The 15,075-nt window shown below is 44.6% G+C and carries 18 protein-coding genes and 2 rRNA genes (1 of these 20 only partly in view); 3 read left to right on the top strand and 17 right to left on the bottom strand.

Going from position 1 to position 15,075, the window contains the following annotated elements; translation table 11 throughout:
- Nucleotides 1–358: 358 nt before the first annotated feature.
- On the top strand, nt 359–634 hold the full coding sequence (locus QM454_RS06130) for an AbrB/MazE/SpoVT family DNA-binding domain-containing protein (protein ID WP_251629903.1): 276 nt from the start codon (nt 359–361) through the stop codon (nt 632–634).
- 37 nt (nt 635–671) lie between these two features.
- Here QM454_RS06130 and rsmI read toward each other — a convergent pair whose 3' ends face one another.
- The 15 genes from rsmI to QM454_RS06055 form a co-directional block, all read right to left on the bottom strand.
- A complete protein-coding gene (gene rsmI, locus QM454_RS06125) occupies nt 672–1,571 on the bottom strand; it encodes a 16S rRNA (cytidine(1402)-2'-O)-methyltransferase (protein ID WP_432362895.1) in 900 nt (299 codons plus the stop codon).
- On the bottom strand, nt 1,549–1,827 hold the full coding sequence (locus QM454_RS06120; RefSeq protein ID WP_432363882.1) for a GIY-YIG nuclease family protein: 279 nt from the start codon (nt 1,825–1,827) through the stop codon (nt 1,549–1,551). Before QM454_RS06120 ends, rsmI begins: the two co-directional genes overlap by 23 nt.
- Nucleotides 1,820–2,569, bottom strand: a complete 750-nt coding sequence (locus tag QM454_RS06115; protein ID WP_432362892.1) for a tRNA1(Val) (adenine(37)-N6)-methyltransferase — start codon at nt 2,567–2,569, stop codon at nt 1,820–1,822. Before QM454_RS06115 ends, QM454_RS06120 begins: the two co-directional genes overlap by 8 nt.
- Nucleotides 2,570–2,630: 61 nt before the next feature.
- Entirely contained in the window at nt 2,631–2,990 is a 360-nt protein-coding gene (gene yabA, locus QM454_RS06110; RefSeq protein ID WP_432362889.1) for a DNA replication initiation control protein YabA, read from the bottom strand.
- A gap of 13 nt (nt 2,991–3,003) precedes the next feature.
- Nucleotides 3,004–3,831 (bottom strand): PSP1 domain-containing protein, encoded by an 828-nt coding sequence (locus QM454_RS06105; RefSeq protein ID WP_432362886.1) that lies wholly within the window; start codon nt 3,829–3,831, stop codon nt 3,004–3,006.
- A complete protein-coding gene (gene holB / locus QM454_RS06100) occupies nt 3,824–4,819 on the bottom strand; it encodes a DNA polymerase III subunit delta' (protein ID WP_432362883.1) in 996 nt (331 codons plus the stop codon). The genes QM454_RS06105 and holB overlap by 8 nt, the downstream gene beginning before the upstream one ends.
- Nucleotides 4,820–4,863: 44 nt before the next feature.
- Nucleotides 4,864–5,304 (bottom strand): YaaR family protein, encoded by a 441-nt coding sequence (locus QM454_RS06095; protein WP_432362880.1) that lies wholly within the window; start codon nt 5,302–5,304, stop codon nt 4,864–4,866.
- Nucleotides 5,305–5,324: 20 nt separating this feature from the next.
- The gene (locus QM454_RS06090) at nt 5,325–5,654 is read right to left on the bottom strand and encodes a cyclic-di-AMP receptor (protein ID WP_060206001.1); all 330 of its coding nucleotides are present in this window, start codon (nt 5,652–5,654) and stop codon (nt 5,325–5,327) included.
- An 85-nt stretch (nt 5,655–5,739) separates the two neighbouring features.
- Nucleotides 5,740–6,387 carry a dTMP kinase gene (gene tmk / locus QM454_RS06085; RefSeq protein ID WP_432362877.1) on the bottom strand — a complete coding sequence of 216 codons (648 nt, stop codon included), beginning with the start codon at nt 6,385–6,387 and terminating at the stop codon, nt 5,740–5,742.
- Between the two features lie 12 nt (nt 6,388–6,399).
- Entirely contained in the window at nt 6,400–7,824 is a 1,425-nt protein-coding gene (locus tag QM454_RS06080) for an aminotransferase class I/II-fold pyridoxal phosphate-dependent enzyme (protein WP_432362874.1), read from the bottom strand.
- Nucleotides 7,825–7,924: 100 nt separating this feature from the next.
- Nucleotides 7,925–9,070, bottom strand: a complete 1,146-nt coding sequence (locus QM454_RS06075) for an ABC transporter permease (protein ID WP_432362871.1) — start codon at nt 9,068–9,070, stop codon at nt 7,925–7,927.
- A 12-nt stretch (nt 9,071–9,082) separates the two neighbouring features.
- Entirely contained in the window at nt 9,083–10,279 is a 1,197-nt protein-coding gene (locus QM454_RS06070; protein ID WP_432362869.1) for an ABC transporter permease, read from the bottom strand.
- 11 nt (nt 10,280–10,290) lie between these two features.
- On the bottom strand, nt 10,291–11,223 hold the full coding sequence (locus QM454_RS06065; protein WP_432362866.1) for an ABC transporter ATP-binding protein: 933 nt from the start codon (nt 11,221–11,223) through the stop codon (nt 10,291–10,293).
- A gap of 131 nt (nt 11,224–11,354) precedes the next feature.
- Nucleotides 11,355–12,008, bottom strand: coding sequence for a response regulator (locus QM454_RS06060; RefSeq protein WP_432362864.1), 654 nt, complete (start codon nt 12,006–12,008; stop codon nt 11,355–11,357).
- Nucleotides 12,005–13,213: a sensor histidine kinase gene (locus tag QM454_RS06055; protein WP_432362862.1), complete on the bottom strand. Its 1,209-nt coding sequence runs from the start codon at nt 13,211–13,213 to the stop codon at nt 12,005–12,007. The genes QM454_RS06060 and QM454_RS06055 overlap by 4 nt, the downstream gene beginning before the upstream one ends.
- Before the next feature lie 129 nt (nt 13,214–13,342).
- On the opposite strand from QM454_RS06055, the gene QM454_RS06050 reads away from it, so the two are divergent.
- Together QM454_RS06050 and QM454_RS06045 are read left to right on the top strand one after the other, a co-directional pair.
- Nucleotides 13,343–13,843, top strand: coding sequence for a hypothetical protein (locus tag QM454_RS06050; protein WP_432362859.1), 501 nt, complete (start codon nt 13,343–13,345; stop codon nt 13,841–13,843).
- Nucleotides 13,840–14,289, top strand: coding sequence for a hypothetical protein (locus QM454_RS06045; protein WP_432362857.1), 450 nt, complete (start codon nt 13,840–13,842; stop codon nt 14,287–14,289). Before QM454_RS06050 ends, QM454_RS06045 begins: the two co-directional genes overlap by 4 nt.
- 283 nt (nt 14,290–14,572) lie before the next feature.
- Here the strand turns inward: QM454_RS06045 and rrf are convergent.
- Together rrf and QM454_RS06035 are read right to left on the bottom strand one after the other, a co-directional pair.
- Nucleotides 14,573–14,688, bottom strand: a 5S ribosomal RNA gene (gene rrf, locus QM454_RS06040).
- A gap of 86 nt (nt 14,689–14,774) precedes the next feature.
- Nucleotides 14,775–15,075 (bottom strand): 23S ribosomal RNA (locus QM454_RS06035) (it continues 2,633 nt past the right edge of the window).

The raw sequence follows: 15,075 nt of genomic DNA, 5'->3' as shown, positions 1-15,075 counted from the left end.
CAAAAGTGCTATGTAGACACGTATAAATTCGTCAATCTGTGCATAATCGCTTTCAAACGCTCGTTAATCTCTCCAAAATATGCACATATCAAGAAAGCTCACATACTAGCAAACTTCTTTTTTAACATATTTCACATTTATTTCTCAATTCAAAACTATAATAGTCCCTTAATACCTTGCTAGTATGGGGAATTCCAAACATCGAAAGTCCCGAAAAGTTCAATAAATCTATTATTCTACACATAATATTACTATGTTTTATTGACGTTAATTGGAAGGCTTGGTATGATATTTGATAGACAAGAGAAACATGTCGAATTTCGACGAAAATTTAAATCGTTTAGGGGGAATTCTTGTCATGAAATCCACAGGAATCGTTAGAAAAGTCGATGAGCTTGGCCGCGTAGTTATTCCAATCGAGCTTCGCCGCACACTCGGAATTGAGCAGAAAGACGCTTTGGAAATCTACGTTGATGACGATAAAATCATCTTGAAGAAATACATGCCGAATATGACATGTTCAATCACAGGGGAAGTGTCCGACAACAATCTGCAGCTTATTGATGGAAAGCTAATCTTAAGCCCAGATGGTGCTAAACAGCTTATCAAAGAAATTGAAGAAAAGATAAAATAATGCTATTACAACAATAACATTTCAAATCCAGAACGAATTATCGTTCTGGATTTTTTTTAATATCGTTCCCGTCTACGTGGTACTTCTGATACACGTCTCTTTTAGACATTTCTCTTTCCAATGCGACTGACTTAATAGCTTCCTTCGATGAAACGCCTTCCTTTTCCATCACCATTTCCACATGCATTTGAATACTTATATCTTTCCACCAAGCTTCGGACGATTCTTCTAGATCATCATTTCCTTCAACGACGATACAAAATTCCCCTCTTATTTCATTGGACTCTACCCAGGATACAGCTTCTTCAAGCGTCCCCCGAAGAAACTCCTCATACCGTTTCGTCAATTCCCGTGCCAAAACGACTTGACGTGAACCGCCAAATGATTCAGAAAGAGCTTTAACCGTTTCCTTTAAGCGATGTGGAGCTTCATATAGAAGCAATGTCTCTTCCTTTTGTTGCAACTTTCGCAGTTGCTCGGTACGCTCCTTTTTCTGGCGCGACAGAAATCCGAAAAAGGAAAAAGGCTGCGTCTGAAGCCCTGAAGCGACCAATGCACTGATGGCGGCATTTGCTCCAGGGATTGGAACGACATCAAATCCTTCTTGAATCGCTTTCGTAGCAATGTCATTTCCAGGATCAGATATACACGGCATCCCTGCATCGCTTACAAGGGCAACCGTCTTCCCTTCCGCCAATAGCGACAGAATCTTCTCTCCACCCTTCTCGAGATTATGCTCGTGATAACTCATGAGAGGTGTTTTTATGTCGAAATGGTTGCAAAGCCTAATTGTGTTCCTCGTATCTTCAGCCGCTATTACATCCGCTTCCTGTAGAACTCGGACTGCTCGAAATGTCATATCCTCCAAATTGCCGATCGGCGTTCCGACAAGATATAGTTTAGCAACATTTGCTTCAGCGCTCTTCTGTGATTTCATCGATTTTTTGCCCCTTCCTCATATGGCGTTCCTTTGCCGACCGCGTTAATCGCTTAAACTGATATTCAGCCCGCATCGCGTCCCGCTTCGTTTCATAGCTTTCCTTGTAAATGAGACGGACCGGAAGCTTGGCACGTGTATATTTTGCTCCCTTTCCTTCATTATGGGTACGAATTCGTTTTTCCAAATCATTTGTATAACCTGCATAATAGGAGCCGTCGTTGCATTCTAGGACATAAAACAGATGCTCATTCATTTTGTCCATATAATAAAAGCCTCACTTCTTCCGTATACTCATCGTCATTACCATATACGTAAAGAGGTGGCATTATTTTCAAATCAGGTTTACCATCCTTTATTCCTTCAATTAATAATGTATTTGCCTCTTTACCTTCCTTTGGGTATACGAAACGAATTCTTTTCGGTTCGAGTCTGTTCGCGCGCATTGCCGTCACAATATCAAGCAGTCTACCTGGCCGATGGACGAATGCCGCTTTTCCGCCTTGCTTCAACAACTCGCTTGCAGACTGTACAGCTTGTTCAAGTGTCAGGTGGATTTCGTGCCTCGCAATGGCGACATGTTCTTTCAAGTTTTTCTCACTCGCTTCAATAGCGGGGAAATAAGGCGGATTGCAAGTGACTGTGTCGTATTTTTCATAGCCGATCTTCTTTGCAATTCCAATTACATTGTCATTCACAATCGTAATTTGTTCATTCAACTCATTATAGCCAACACTTCTATTTGCCATATCCGCGAGCCTCTCCTGCAACTCAACCGCAATAATGTCAGCCTTTGTCCGAGCACTTAAGAAAAGCGGAATGGCCCCGTTGCCTGCGCATAGATCGACAATTTTACCCGAACGAATCGGTACATACGCGAATTTTGCAAGCAAAACCGCATCGAGAGAAAATGAAAAGACGGAGGGGCTTTGAATAATTCGTAACTTTTCCGCCAGTAGATAGTCCAGTCTTTCATCTTCCTTCAATAAATTCTCCATATGTTCTCCTCCGGTTAATAGAAAAGAGCCGATGCCTACATGATTATAGGATCGGCTCATCTCAAGCATTCTGTTTGTTCAAGAAGGATAGGCAGAACAAACAATCTTCCCCTTTACGACTGCTTCCATAATGGACATTGCAGACGTGGTATCCTTCATTATATATTCTGGCCAAGTTGTCCACCCCTTCGCCGATATCGACTTTATGGGGCTTCTCGGGTGGCCGTTTTTCATCCATCATTTGAGTTTTGTCAGTTAATTCTTCTAGGCGAGTCCGGAGATGATGGTTTTCCAGTTGAAGTGAGTGATTCTCTTCCGTCATCTTCGCCACAAATCCAATAAGTTCCCGGAATTGCTCATGCATGGTTTCGAGTTGCTGCTCAAACTCCATCACTCTGTCGAGAAAGTTCCCTTCTTTCAACTATTTCACCCCATCATTTCGTCAATTGAGCTACTGAGTTTTTTCGACTCTCTATTTCTTCCCATGAATATTCCAATACCTGTTCTCGATCCGTTACATTCACTTGCAAAATTCTCTCAAGTAAATTTAAGCCGACCACTTTCCCTTGTCCTTCGGGTGTCTGCACCCATTCACCGATATCCGGCATAAGGGCTTTTGCCTGTTCATATTCATCGTTTTCGTATTTTAGGCAACACATGAGACGACCGCATAATCCGGAGATTTTGGATGGGTTGAGTGACAGGTTTTGGTCCTTCGCCATCTTGATCGATACCGGTTCAAAATCACCGAGGAAAGTTGAACAGCAAAGCATTCTTCCGCACGGTCCGATTCCACCAAGCATTTTCGCCTCATCACGGACGCCAATTTGGCGCAATTCGATCCGTGTTCGGAAAATAGCGGCCAGATCTTTAACGAGATTCCGGAAATCGACCCGTCCTTCCGCTGTGAAATAAAAGACGATCTTATTGCGATCAAATGTGTATTCCACATCAACAAGCTTCATGTCCAGTTCATGTTCACGTATCTTCTCAACACATTTGCCAAACGCCTGCTCAGCATCCGCTTCGTTTTCCTCCACTTGGGTTTGGTCTTCAACAAGTGCCTTGCGGATAATTTTCTTTAGTGGTAAGACGACGTCATTTTCATCGACTTCCCTCACAGGACTAGCTACTTTACCGTACTCAATTCCCCTGGCCGTTTCGACGATGACATAATCACCGACATTAAGCGGAAAATCGAGAGGATCGAAATAATATATTTTACCCGCTTTTTTAAAGCGGACACCTACAACATTATACAAGCATTAACCCCTCCTGCAAATTGAGCACCAGCTGTTCCAATAAAAGTGTTCGGTTCATATTGCCGTACAGCTTTTTCTTCGCTTGCAGAATTGCTTCCATATTAGCCGATAGCTGGCTGTATGTCATCTTCATTGAAAAACCACGAAAAATCTGTTGCTGATCGGGAAACGTTAATTCCGATGGCAACCCGGCTTTCATCGAGACGATATCACGGTATGCATAGAGAAGCAAGTCAAGACCACGTTCCACGTCTTCCTTCTCTTTCATTGCCGGCAACCATTCCGATTGAACGAATAAAAGCGCTTCATTTACATTGCGATCTGATGCTTCAATCAATTTTAACACTGTTTTTCGCATGTGTGCAAATTGATCATTTTCCGCAAGCTCTTTCGCTTGCCCGATATCCGCCGTCATCATCGTTACTGTCGCAGCCATCGATGCGGTAATTCCTGCCTCAATCAATTTTGCAATCATCTCTTCCCGCCGTGGCGGAATAAAGCTAATACGTTGGCATCTAGATTGGATTGTCGGAAGGATTGACTGATAGGAATCAGTCAGAAGTATTGCAGTCACTTCTCCTTCTGGTTCCTCTAGAAACTTCAGCAACGTATTGGCTGCTGCTACATTCATTCGGTCCGCGCGTGAAATGATATATATTTTACGTCCCGGTTCATACCCTTTTCTCGTCATTTTCATAATTAACGACGACATCTGTTCTTTTTTAATGTCTTGTCCATCCGGTTCAATCATCGTTACATTTGGATGATTCCCTGACGCAACCCGCCTGCAGTTGCGACATGTTTCACATGGAACAGCATTTTCCGGCCTCTCACAAAGCAAAAGCTTCGCAAAATGGATGGCTGCTTCTACTTTTCCAGTGCCAGCCTCGCCATCAAATAGATAGGCGTGACCCATCCGGTTATTCAGGTAAGTCGCTTCCAGTCTATCGATGACAGCCTTTTGCCTCTGTTTGATGCCACTTTCCATGCTTGCATGTACCTCCTTGTTTCAACACGTGTAAAAAACTTAAGTCATCTATATATATTAATGAGAAGTCCTTTAATTTCCCCGATCTTTCCTAATAAATCGACAGACGACTGCTCATCATTTAATAAAGCTTCTGCCAATTCGACGAGCTTCTCATCGATTGTTTCGACAATCTTCAATCTTCGTCCTTCGCCAAATTGATTCCACGTATGCGATTGCTTTACTCCCATCCCGGATTCAACCGACTCCTTCAGGAAACGGCGGACGAGCATTTTAAACTTTGCCATGTCTCTTAAATTCCGTGAACGGGCAAGACGGTCCCCTGCTGAAGAAATGTCTCCAAGAAGCCTAGTTAATTGTTCGCCGTGCAGGCGTTCTTCCTGCTTCAGAACCATTTGACCGAACCGGGCATTTCCTTGCGGTGAACGCAATGGATCATTTCTGAGCTTATCAGGCCCGGTCCGGTATTCACCATTCACTTTCATTATTACATCACCTCATTTCATCAAAAATGATGAAATTGTTCAATCGGTAAGACAAACACCGTTGCACCGCCCACTTCCACTTCTACCGGGTAAGGGATATAGGAATCAGCATTGCCACCCATCGGTGATACGGGGGCAACCATCTGATCGCGCGAACGGCAATTTTCACGAATTAATTCTAAAGCTTTCGGTACGAGGCTATCGTCCGTTCCGATGAGGAAGGTTGTATTCCCCGACCGTAGAAACCCTCCTGTACTGGCTAGTTTCGTAGCACGAAAGTCATTTTTCGTCAAAGCCGCCGACAAGCGGTTGCTATCTTGGTCCTGTACAACTGCCACAATCAATTTCACGGTACCCTCTCCTTTTCAGCTTTTTTTATATTAATAAACAATCTTATTCCAACTCGAGTGGATAAAAGCCCTCTACTATATTATATCACGAATTCTTCCTGGAAATGAGTTGAGAACTTATAATTTTCCAAACATTTTCAGTTACTTCTGATAATGACATGCTTGCATCAGTACGAATAATGCGTTCTGGATACTGTTCAAGCAACAATTGATACCCGTCGTATACCTTTTTATGAAACTGCATTGTTTCATTATCCAAACGATTTTGTTCTCGTTCCTCACTATCTGTAATTCTTTTCAAACCTTCTTCAGGAGTAATGTCGAAGAATATTGTTAGATCCGGCATTGTCTCGCCAATTGCAAATGCGTTGATGGACATTACTTCATCCATGCCGAGACCACGAGCGTAACCTTGATAGGCGAGGGAGCTGTCGACGAACCGGTCGCAAAGGACGATATTCCCTTCCTTCATTGCTGGAATGACTTTCTCGACTAGATGTTGTCGACGGGCCGCTGCATAAAGGAGCGCCTCCGTCCTGCCATCCATCTCCTGATGCTCGTTGTCGAGAATAATAGTACGGATTTTCTCCGAGATGCGAATGCCTCCCGGTTCACGGGTAAGGATCGCTTTTTTCCCTTTCTTCTCCAGTCTCTTATATATTTCTGCAATGACAGTCGTTTTTCCTGCTCCTTCTGGACCTTCAAAGGTAATAAATATCCCTTTATTTATCATAATATGCCTCCGTCAATCGATGATCACTTGTATTTGTCTATCATTTGCCCGAATGGCTCCTTGAAATTTCGCATTCAATTGCAAGTATTGTAAAAGGGATGTGACATGATGCTCCGTCACCTTTTCCCCGCCAAGGAGCAACGGGATGCCGGGAGGGTAAGGGATGATGGAAGCTGCCGCTACATAGCCGACAGACTCCTCAATTGCTTTCCATCCATTGTCGCGGCCAAGAAGTTCTTGTGGAAGATAAGTTAGCGTGGATATGTCTTCACCAATTTGAATCAATTCATCCATTGTCCATACTTCTTCCTTTGCCGGTAAAGTAACGACGGCAGCGGCAATCTTTTGCACGCTTTCACTAAATGGGTACGCCTGACCCTTTTTCAGTAACGGTAACACGAATAGTACTTGAAATGGATCGGCAAGTTCTGCGAAGACGCCTTCCGCTTCAAGCCGTGCTAGCAGTTCGAACCCTGTATAGCCTTCAACCCGTAGCAATACTTTCAACGGATCATCCGTTTCGACAATTTGCAATGCCTTTATAGCGAGTAAATTGTCGATAAATGTCCGACGTTTTTCTAAAAGATCGTCTTGATCATGAATCGTGTATGACTCGACATACGCCCGTGCATCATCGAGGGACGCCATAAGTAAATAGGAAGGGCTGCTCGATTGGAGCATACCCAAATAATGGGCAATCTTTTCAGTAGAGATAAACGTCGACTTAATATGTAAAAATGACGCCATTGTCATTGCGGGCAATGTTTTATGCGCCGAGTGCACAACGACGTCAGCCCCTAGCTCCAATGCGGATTGCGGAAATGCGCTTCCCGCGACAAAATGGGCTCCATGCGCTTCATCGACCAAAACCGGAATGCCCTTTGAATGACTATATTGAATGATGTCCGTCAACTCGGAGCCGGCGACACCGTAATAAGTTGGATATGTCAGGACGACCGCCTTGGCTTGTGGATAGGCTTCAATCGCCTCCTTCACCCGTGAAAAACGGACAGTGCCCGGCGTTTTTGAATGATAACTCCATGCTGGAGATACAAAGACCGGCTTAGCGCCTGTCAATTCAATTGCATGGAAAATCGATTTATGTGCATTCCGTTGTACAATGACCGTGTCCCCAGGTCTGCATGCCGCGTACATCATTGCCAAATTGCCAACCGTCGATCCATTGACGAGAAAGAAGCTCTTGTCAGATTGATACAATGCCGAAAGTCGTTGCTCCGCTTCACGGATAACCCCAGACGGCTCATGCAAATCATCCAACCCTTCCAATTCCGTCAAATCATATGGCAACACGAATTGCATTTCCTCCGGTAAGCCGGATAGCAAACCGTTTTTATGACCCGGTACATGATAGGAGATTGGCCGCTTGTCCTTGAATTGACTAAGTGCTTGGACAAGCGGTTTAGTTTGTTCACTCATTACGATTTACACTTCCTTTGTCTTCATTATAAAGGAAGTCGGTTCAGTAAGGGTGAAAACTCTTTTTTAGAAATAAAAAAAGCCGAAAGTATTTCTCGGCTCATACATATTTCATTCTCGATAATCCTACAGATAGAAAAAGGACGGCGAATCCAAGCAGCATAAGGGATGGCATTATGACGTTCCCTATTCCGCCTCCATCCGAAATGAGCGACGTAAACCCTTCCATCGCCCACGTCTGCGGGACGAAGTTAGCAATTTTCTGCATGATTTCAGGCACGATGTTGAGCGGCCAGTAGACGCCTCCGAGCATACAAGTCGAAATGATTACTAACGTGCCGATTGCATTTTGCTGCTCAGCCGTCTTTACAAAGCCTGCGATTGCGATGCCTAGTCCAACGACACAAAGGAGTAGCGAAGTGATAAGTGCCAATAAACCGAACGGATTCCCCCATTTCACACCAAACAAGGCGGACGACAAGACGATTAATAGTAAAAACTGAATCCACCCTACGAGGAAAAATGACAAGAAATAACCAGCTAACACCTCGAACCTCGTAGCCGGCGATACGAACAATCTTGACCATATTCCCGTCTGCTTTGCCTCCATCAACACCCCTGTCATCGATAGCATCATCATCATGACAAACATGATCGCAAATCCCGCCGAGTTGTACGAAATACCGGACATTCCAGCTTGCTGTGAAATTGAACCTCGTTCAGTCCATACATGGAGCGGCCCTTCATTCGCAGTCAGCTTATTAAAAATTGTTTCCCAATCTTCCTGTAGATGAAAGCTTCCTTCTCGTGCTGCCGCAAGATAGATATCGATGCCTTGAACGGCTTGATTCACCTGCTGTTCTAGTAAAGGTGCAACGGTCGTTCCCGGCAAAAACTGGATTTGGATGGCTTGCTGCTTACTTACGAGCTTTTCGGCTATTCCTTTTTCAATCGTCACAATGCCTTGCACTTCTTGCCCGGCAAGCATTTCCTGCGCCAAATTGTTGTCAACCGGTTCATAGGTCACCATTTCATCCATCATAAGCCGATTTACGACCTGCTGGGAGAAAGAAGTTCGCTCTTCATCGACAAGTGCTAAACGCCACTTCGTAACAGATCCGGATCCGAATAACCCGCCGAATATGAACGTGAACAATAACGGCATCGCAAGCATCATGACATATGCCGATTTCTTTTTAAATGTCCGTTTCATTTCAAATAGACAAATCGTGAAAATTCTTTTCATCATTCACCCCTCCTATAACGAATGAAGCCTTAATCTAAACGAACCGATTAAGACGGCTAAACCGCCAATGAGTAGCAACGTGCCCGCTGGCATCCATAAATCAGCCCAAGCTGCCCCGGACATAATAGACGTAAATCCCGTCAGCGCCCATGAATTCGGCGTAAATAACGCGATATTCCGTAACACTCCCGGAAATACCGATAAAGGTAACATCGAACCGCCAAGCAACGCCAAAACTTGGACACCCATGCTACCGACGACATCTGCCATTTTTTCATCGGTCGTAAAGACGGCCATCACCATTGATAGGCCAGATACAGCAATGCAATAACAGAAAGCGAGAAAGAATGTCTGCAAGCTGTTCGCTCCCCAGTCGACCTTCAATAAATAATGCGTAACCGCCATGAAGACAGTGAACTGGAAAAACGCGAAGAGGAATGTCCCGATGAATTTCCCAACAAGAATGGATCGAAAAGAAGTCGGCGTCATCATTAACCTTGCCATCGTCTCCGTCTGCCGCTCCCGATGGAACGACTTGCCGCCTGTCATTGCATTGAATAGGAGAAACATCGCCGCCATCGCAGCAGCATAATATTGCATCGCGCTTACTGGCTTTTCACCAACGGACGTTACTAATACATAGTCCCTCGGCTCATTGACAATCGACTGCATCGAACTTGCAAGTCCGTTATGCAGCGCCTGCATATCAATTTTTTCACCGGCTGCCGCATAGGAAGCCCCCTCGGTCATCAGCAGTTCTGTTGAAAACGCAATTGCATTCGCTGTCTCGGCATATGTGTTAAAAATCTGCTGGATAATCGTCGCTTCGGATTCGTGTCCGGTGTCTGATAAAATGACTGCACGTTCTTTATATGATACATCTCCCCAAGTAGATGGGATGAGTACACCAACATCGACTTGCCCCTTCCCCATCCACTCGTGTAGCTGTTTCTCTGAAGATGCCCGTTCGACTGTAATAGCGAGCGCTTCATCATCCAGTGAACGAAGAATAGATGTCGCCCATGCATTTTCATCATTCGAATAAACTCCCAATACCGTTTCAGGCATGCCTCCCCCTCCCATGACCCCTTTCAACGCAGAACCGAGAATTGCGGTTAGTATAATCGGCATGACAATGAGCATGAGCAACGCTCTCCGGTCCTTTAACAGAATTTTAACGTCTTTACCGGCAACCAATAGGCTCTTCATTCACTTCACCCCTATTCACGTAATGTACGTCCCGTCAATTGGAGGAATAACGTCTCCAAATTAGATTCTTCTAGTTGCATATTGTGTATATTCACATTCAATTGGCTTGCAAGCCCGATAATTGTCGACAGCAATTCCGTTTTGGATTGTATATGCAGATGGATTTCGCCATCGGATTGTGTAATAACCTTTTCCACCCCATCCAATGCTTTCAGTCGTTTAATGAAATGAGGATTCTCTAATTCAACCACCAGCTTTAACACACTTCCTCCAGCTAATCTGTCGACGAGATCCTTTTTCGTTCCACTCGCAATCACTTTTCCCTCGTCGATAATGGCGATCCGCCTGCACAGGTACTCTACTTCTTCCATGTAGTGGCTCGTATAGATGACGGTCATTCCTTGCTCATTTAATGCTTTGACCGTTTCCAAAATGTGATTGCGTGATTGAGGGTCAATACCGACTGTCGGTTCATCCATAATGAGTAGCTCTGGCTCATGCATGAGCGCAGCACCAATATTGATCCGCCGCTTCATACCACCTGAAAAGGTTTCGATCCGATCCTTTGCGCGCTCCGTCAGCCCGACAATTTCAAGTACTTCCTTTGCACGGGCTTTCGCTTTTTTGCCGCACAAGCCGTACATCTTGCCCCAGAACATTAAATTATCGAGCGCTGACATCGTCGGATAAAGCGCAATGTCTTGCGGTACGATGCCAATGAGCTGTTTAATTTCCCGTGACTGTTTGCCAACGGGTTTTCCACCTACCCGGATTTCCCCACCGCTCGCCGGAATCAGCCCACAAATCATCGAAATGAGTGTCGACTTTCCAGCACCATTCGGACCAAGCAATCCGAACGACTCCCCTTTCCCCACTTGAAGCGAAACGCCTTTAATTACTTCTTTCGAATGAAAGCTCTTTTTTACGTCCGTAACTGTAAGCATGACAGCCCCTCCTTCTACTCTCATCTTACGTCGAAGCGCTTTCCTTTTCATCGAGCGTGCGATAGATTTTTAGACATAAAAAAACGACACTGATGTGCCGTTCTGCATAGTGTGCTATGCAGAAAGAGATATTAAAAGATTGTAATGCCGTACCGTACGGCAAATATAGCGGCTTGCGTACGGTCGCGAAGCCCAAGCTTCTGAATAACGCTCGATACATGATTTTTGACGGTCCCTTCTGTGATGAACAACGTGTCCGCTATTTCCTTGTTGTTCAAACCTTGCCCTAAATGCATGAGAACTTCCCGCTCCCGGTCCGACAGCTCCTCGAGTCCACTTGGCAATTCAGTAGGTTTTTCATAATTTTTCATTCGCAGCTCTGGCAACACTTGTGATGTGAACTCCTTTGGTAACACGACGCCGCCATGATAGACGGTTAGGATAGCTTGAACAATCGTATTTGTCGGCATATCTTTTAACAAATATCCGCTCGCTCCTTCCTCGAGCGCATCGAACACAAACGTACTATCATTGAATGTCGTCAAAATTAACACTTTCACGTCCGGTAATCTTTCCTTAATGAGCTTTGTCCCTTCAACACCATTCGTCTTAGGCATCCGTATATCCATTAGCACAATATCCGGTTGAAGGTGCAACGCTTTATTCAATGCATCTGTCCCATCCTCTGCCATTCCGACGACTTCAATTTCTGGGCGCAACCCGAGCAATGTGCCGAGCCCTTCCCGCACTAATGGCTGGTCATCTACGATCATGACCTTTATCATACTGTCACCCCCACGTCTTCAGGTTGGTATGGAAAGGTAATATAGATTTCAAACCCTTCCCCTTCTTCACTTCGAATTGCAAAGGAACCCCCATGTTCCTCAACCCGTTCCTTCATGTTAATCAAACCAAAATTCGGATGTATATTCTTCTGTCCGACCCCATCGTCCTTAATCTTCAGGCGGATCCCATTTTCGTCTTCATTGATTTCCACTAAACAAGTTCTCGCATTTCCGTGTTTCTTTGCATTCGTCAACCCTTCCTGGACAACTCTTTTAATCGTTGGTTGCAAGGACAATGGAATTGCAGAAGCTTCACCGTTTAATAAAAGACGCGTTTCCATTTGTGTCAAAGTAGAAAAATCATCGAGCAGCTCCTGCAACACTTCGTGAAATTCAATCCCCTTGTCATCCTCTTGCAACGTCCTAACTGAAACCCGTAGTTCATGGAGGGAATCTCGCGTCAACTGCTCGCAGATCGCAATCACTTCTTTCGCTCTTTCCGCATCCCTTTCTGCCATCTCACGAGCAACTTGCAACTGGACAACGAGTGCCGTCATTTTATGGCCGACCGTATCGTGAATCTCCCGAGCAATCTCATTTCGTTCACGGATAACCGTTAGCTGCTCCACTTGCTCCGCATATTCCCGCAACTGCCGATGTGCCTTCTGCAAAGCTATATGCGATTCATTCAGCTGCCCATATTGAACCGAAATCGTCTCTTTCGCATTACGGAAATTCCGAATGAGGCTCCCGACAAGAGCGCCATAAAAAACGAACATCCCATTTACAATATTACTCGAAATGGAAAATGAACCGGTTTTCACATAGATTTGTAAACTAATCATAATCCATACTGCAAAGAACAAACCTGAAAAAAGTCCAAGAAGCTTTTTTTGATCATATAATAAAAATACAGTCGTAGACAGAACACCAAAAAAGATCAAATACAAATAACTGCTTTCCGAAAACAAAAAACCAAACCCCGAAATGATAATAAAATCAACGAATGAGCACAGCACACTAACCTTAATGCGGACATTCGACATTTGTATAAAATGACTGACGATAAAGATAAAAACAGCACCGATAATATACATAGTCCGCGCATCGTCTATCCCTTGTGTCATTTGAAGAAAATAACCGCTCATAATGACGAGCATGACTATGCGTACTAACGAAAATAAAAACAAAGAGAAACTTTTCATTCCGACTCCCCCGTTCTATTATTCTAATCATGGACTACTCATATTTTTTAAGCAACAGTGATTAACAGAAGCTAGTAAGTAAAAGTAAACACGCATAGAACGTATACTATTGTTTAGGAGGAGGATTTATTGAAAATAAAAACAGTGGGATTTATTTTTGGGGTCATGCTTATTTTACTCATTGGTTGCTCTACAAATGAAAAAGTTGATGGCGAGTTCATTTTACCTGAAGATCTACCAGACTTTGTGGCAGTGAGTGATTTAGAGAATATTAATTGGAATAAAAAAGCCGTGACATTTAACCGCAATATTATCGGTAATGAGAACAAATCAGGTGTGATTGGTGCCGATATGCCAAGCATAAATACAAAACAAAAGTGGATGTGGCACCTTTGGGGGATTGAGGATCCCATGGCAACCAATCTAACGGTCGTTGGTGTTCACAGGGAAGCGAGCACTGTTCATCCAATATTAACATCAGGTTGGACGACAGGACTTGCAGGAGAGAATAATGGAGCAGATGCACACACACCTTCCAACGTACACATTCCAAAAGCAGGTGAATGGGCAATACTGCTTTATACTAATGAAGAATTATTTGATGTATTGATTTATGAGATTAATGAATGATAGATGTGCTTCCGTTGGCATGCGACACTATTTTTCAGGAGAGATATGGGGGCTCTTTGAGCGCGGGTGGCATCACTTTGAGCGTGGGCGATACCTCTTTGAGCGCAGATGGCACCTCTTTGGGCGCAGGACGGCTTGCTTTGAGCGCGGGTGGCACCTCTTTGAGCGCGAGCGACACTTCTTTGAGCGCGGGTGGCACTTCTTTGAGCGCGGGCGACATCTCTTTGAGCGCGGGTGGCATCTCTTTGAGCGCGGGCGGCACTTCTTTGAGCGCGGGTGGCATCACTTTGGACGTGGGCGTTATTTTAGTTTGTCAAAAGCATCGAGCGCGAGATACTAATCATCTTGGAACACAATATCCTTCCACGAAACATAGAATCATGATCGCGGCCACACAACATAACTTCACACATACCTACTCGCGCCAAATGCCTTTAACAATTTAAGCATTGTTATTGAAAAAATATTTATAAACACAAAAAAACCATCCCCCGAAGGGAATGGGAATGGCCTTGGCCCGGCGACGTCCTACTCTCACAGGGGGAAGCCTGTTCCCTGCGTAATTTACACCGTTGGCGTAAATTACGCAAAGCGGCTGCGCCGCTTTACTACCATCGGCGCTGAAGAGCTTAACTCCTATTGTTAAAGTAAAACCCGTTACTTTTCAAAGATATAAATCCTTCGGATTTTAAAACACAAAAAAACCACTCCCCAAAGGGAATGGCCTTGGCCCGGCGACGTCCTACTCTCACAGGGGGAAGCCCCCTACTACCATCGGCGCTGAAGAGCTTAACTTCCGTGTTCGGTATGGGAACGGGTGTGACCTCTTCGCCATCGTCACCAGACAATTGAACGATACTTGTTCGTTCAAAACCGGATAAAACCAACATTGTTGCTGAACTTCAAGTTCAACCGTACTTAATTAACTTATAAGGTTAAGTCCTCGATCGATTAGTATCCGTCAGCTGCACGTGTCGCCACGCTTCCACCCCGGACCTATCCACCTCATCTTCTTTGAGGGATCTTACTTACAAATGTAATGGGAAATCTCATCTTGAGGGGGGCTTCATGCTTAGATGCTTTCAGCATTTATCCCGTCCATACATAGCTACCCAGCGATGCCTTTGGCAAGACAACTGGTACACCAGCGGTATGTCCATCCCGGTCCTCTCGTACTAAGGACAGCTCCTCTCAAATTTCCTGCGCCCGCGACGGATAGGGACCGAACTGTC

The sequence above is a fragment of the Sporosarcina sp. UB5 genome, assembly GCF_050859005.1.
Taxonomy (GTDB): domain Bacteria; phylum Bacillota; class Bacilli; order Bacillales_A; family Planococcaceae; genus Sporosarcina.
The sequence above is the reverse complement of the archived record's forward strand: the minus strand, read 5'-3'. Positions and strand labels throughout refer to the sequence as shown.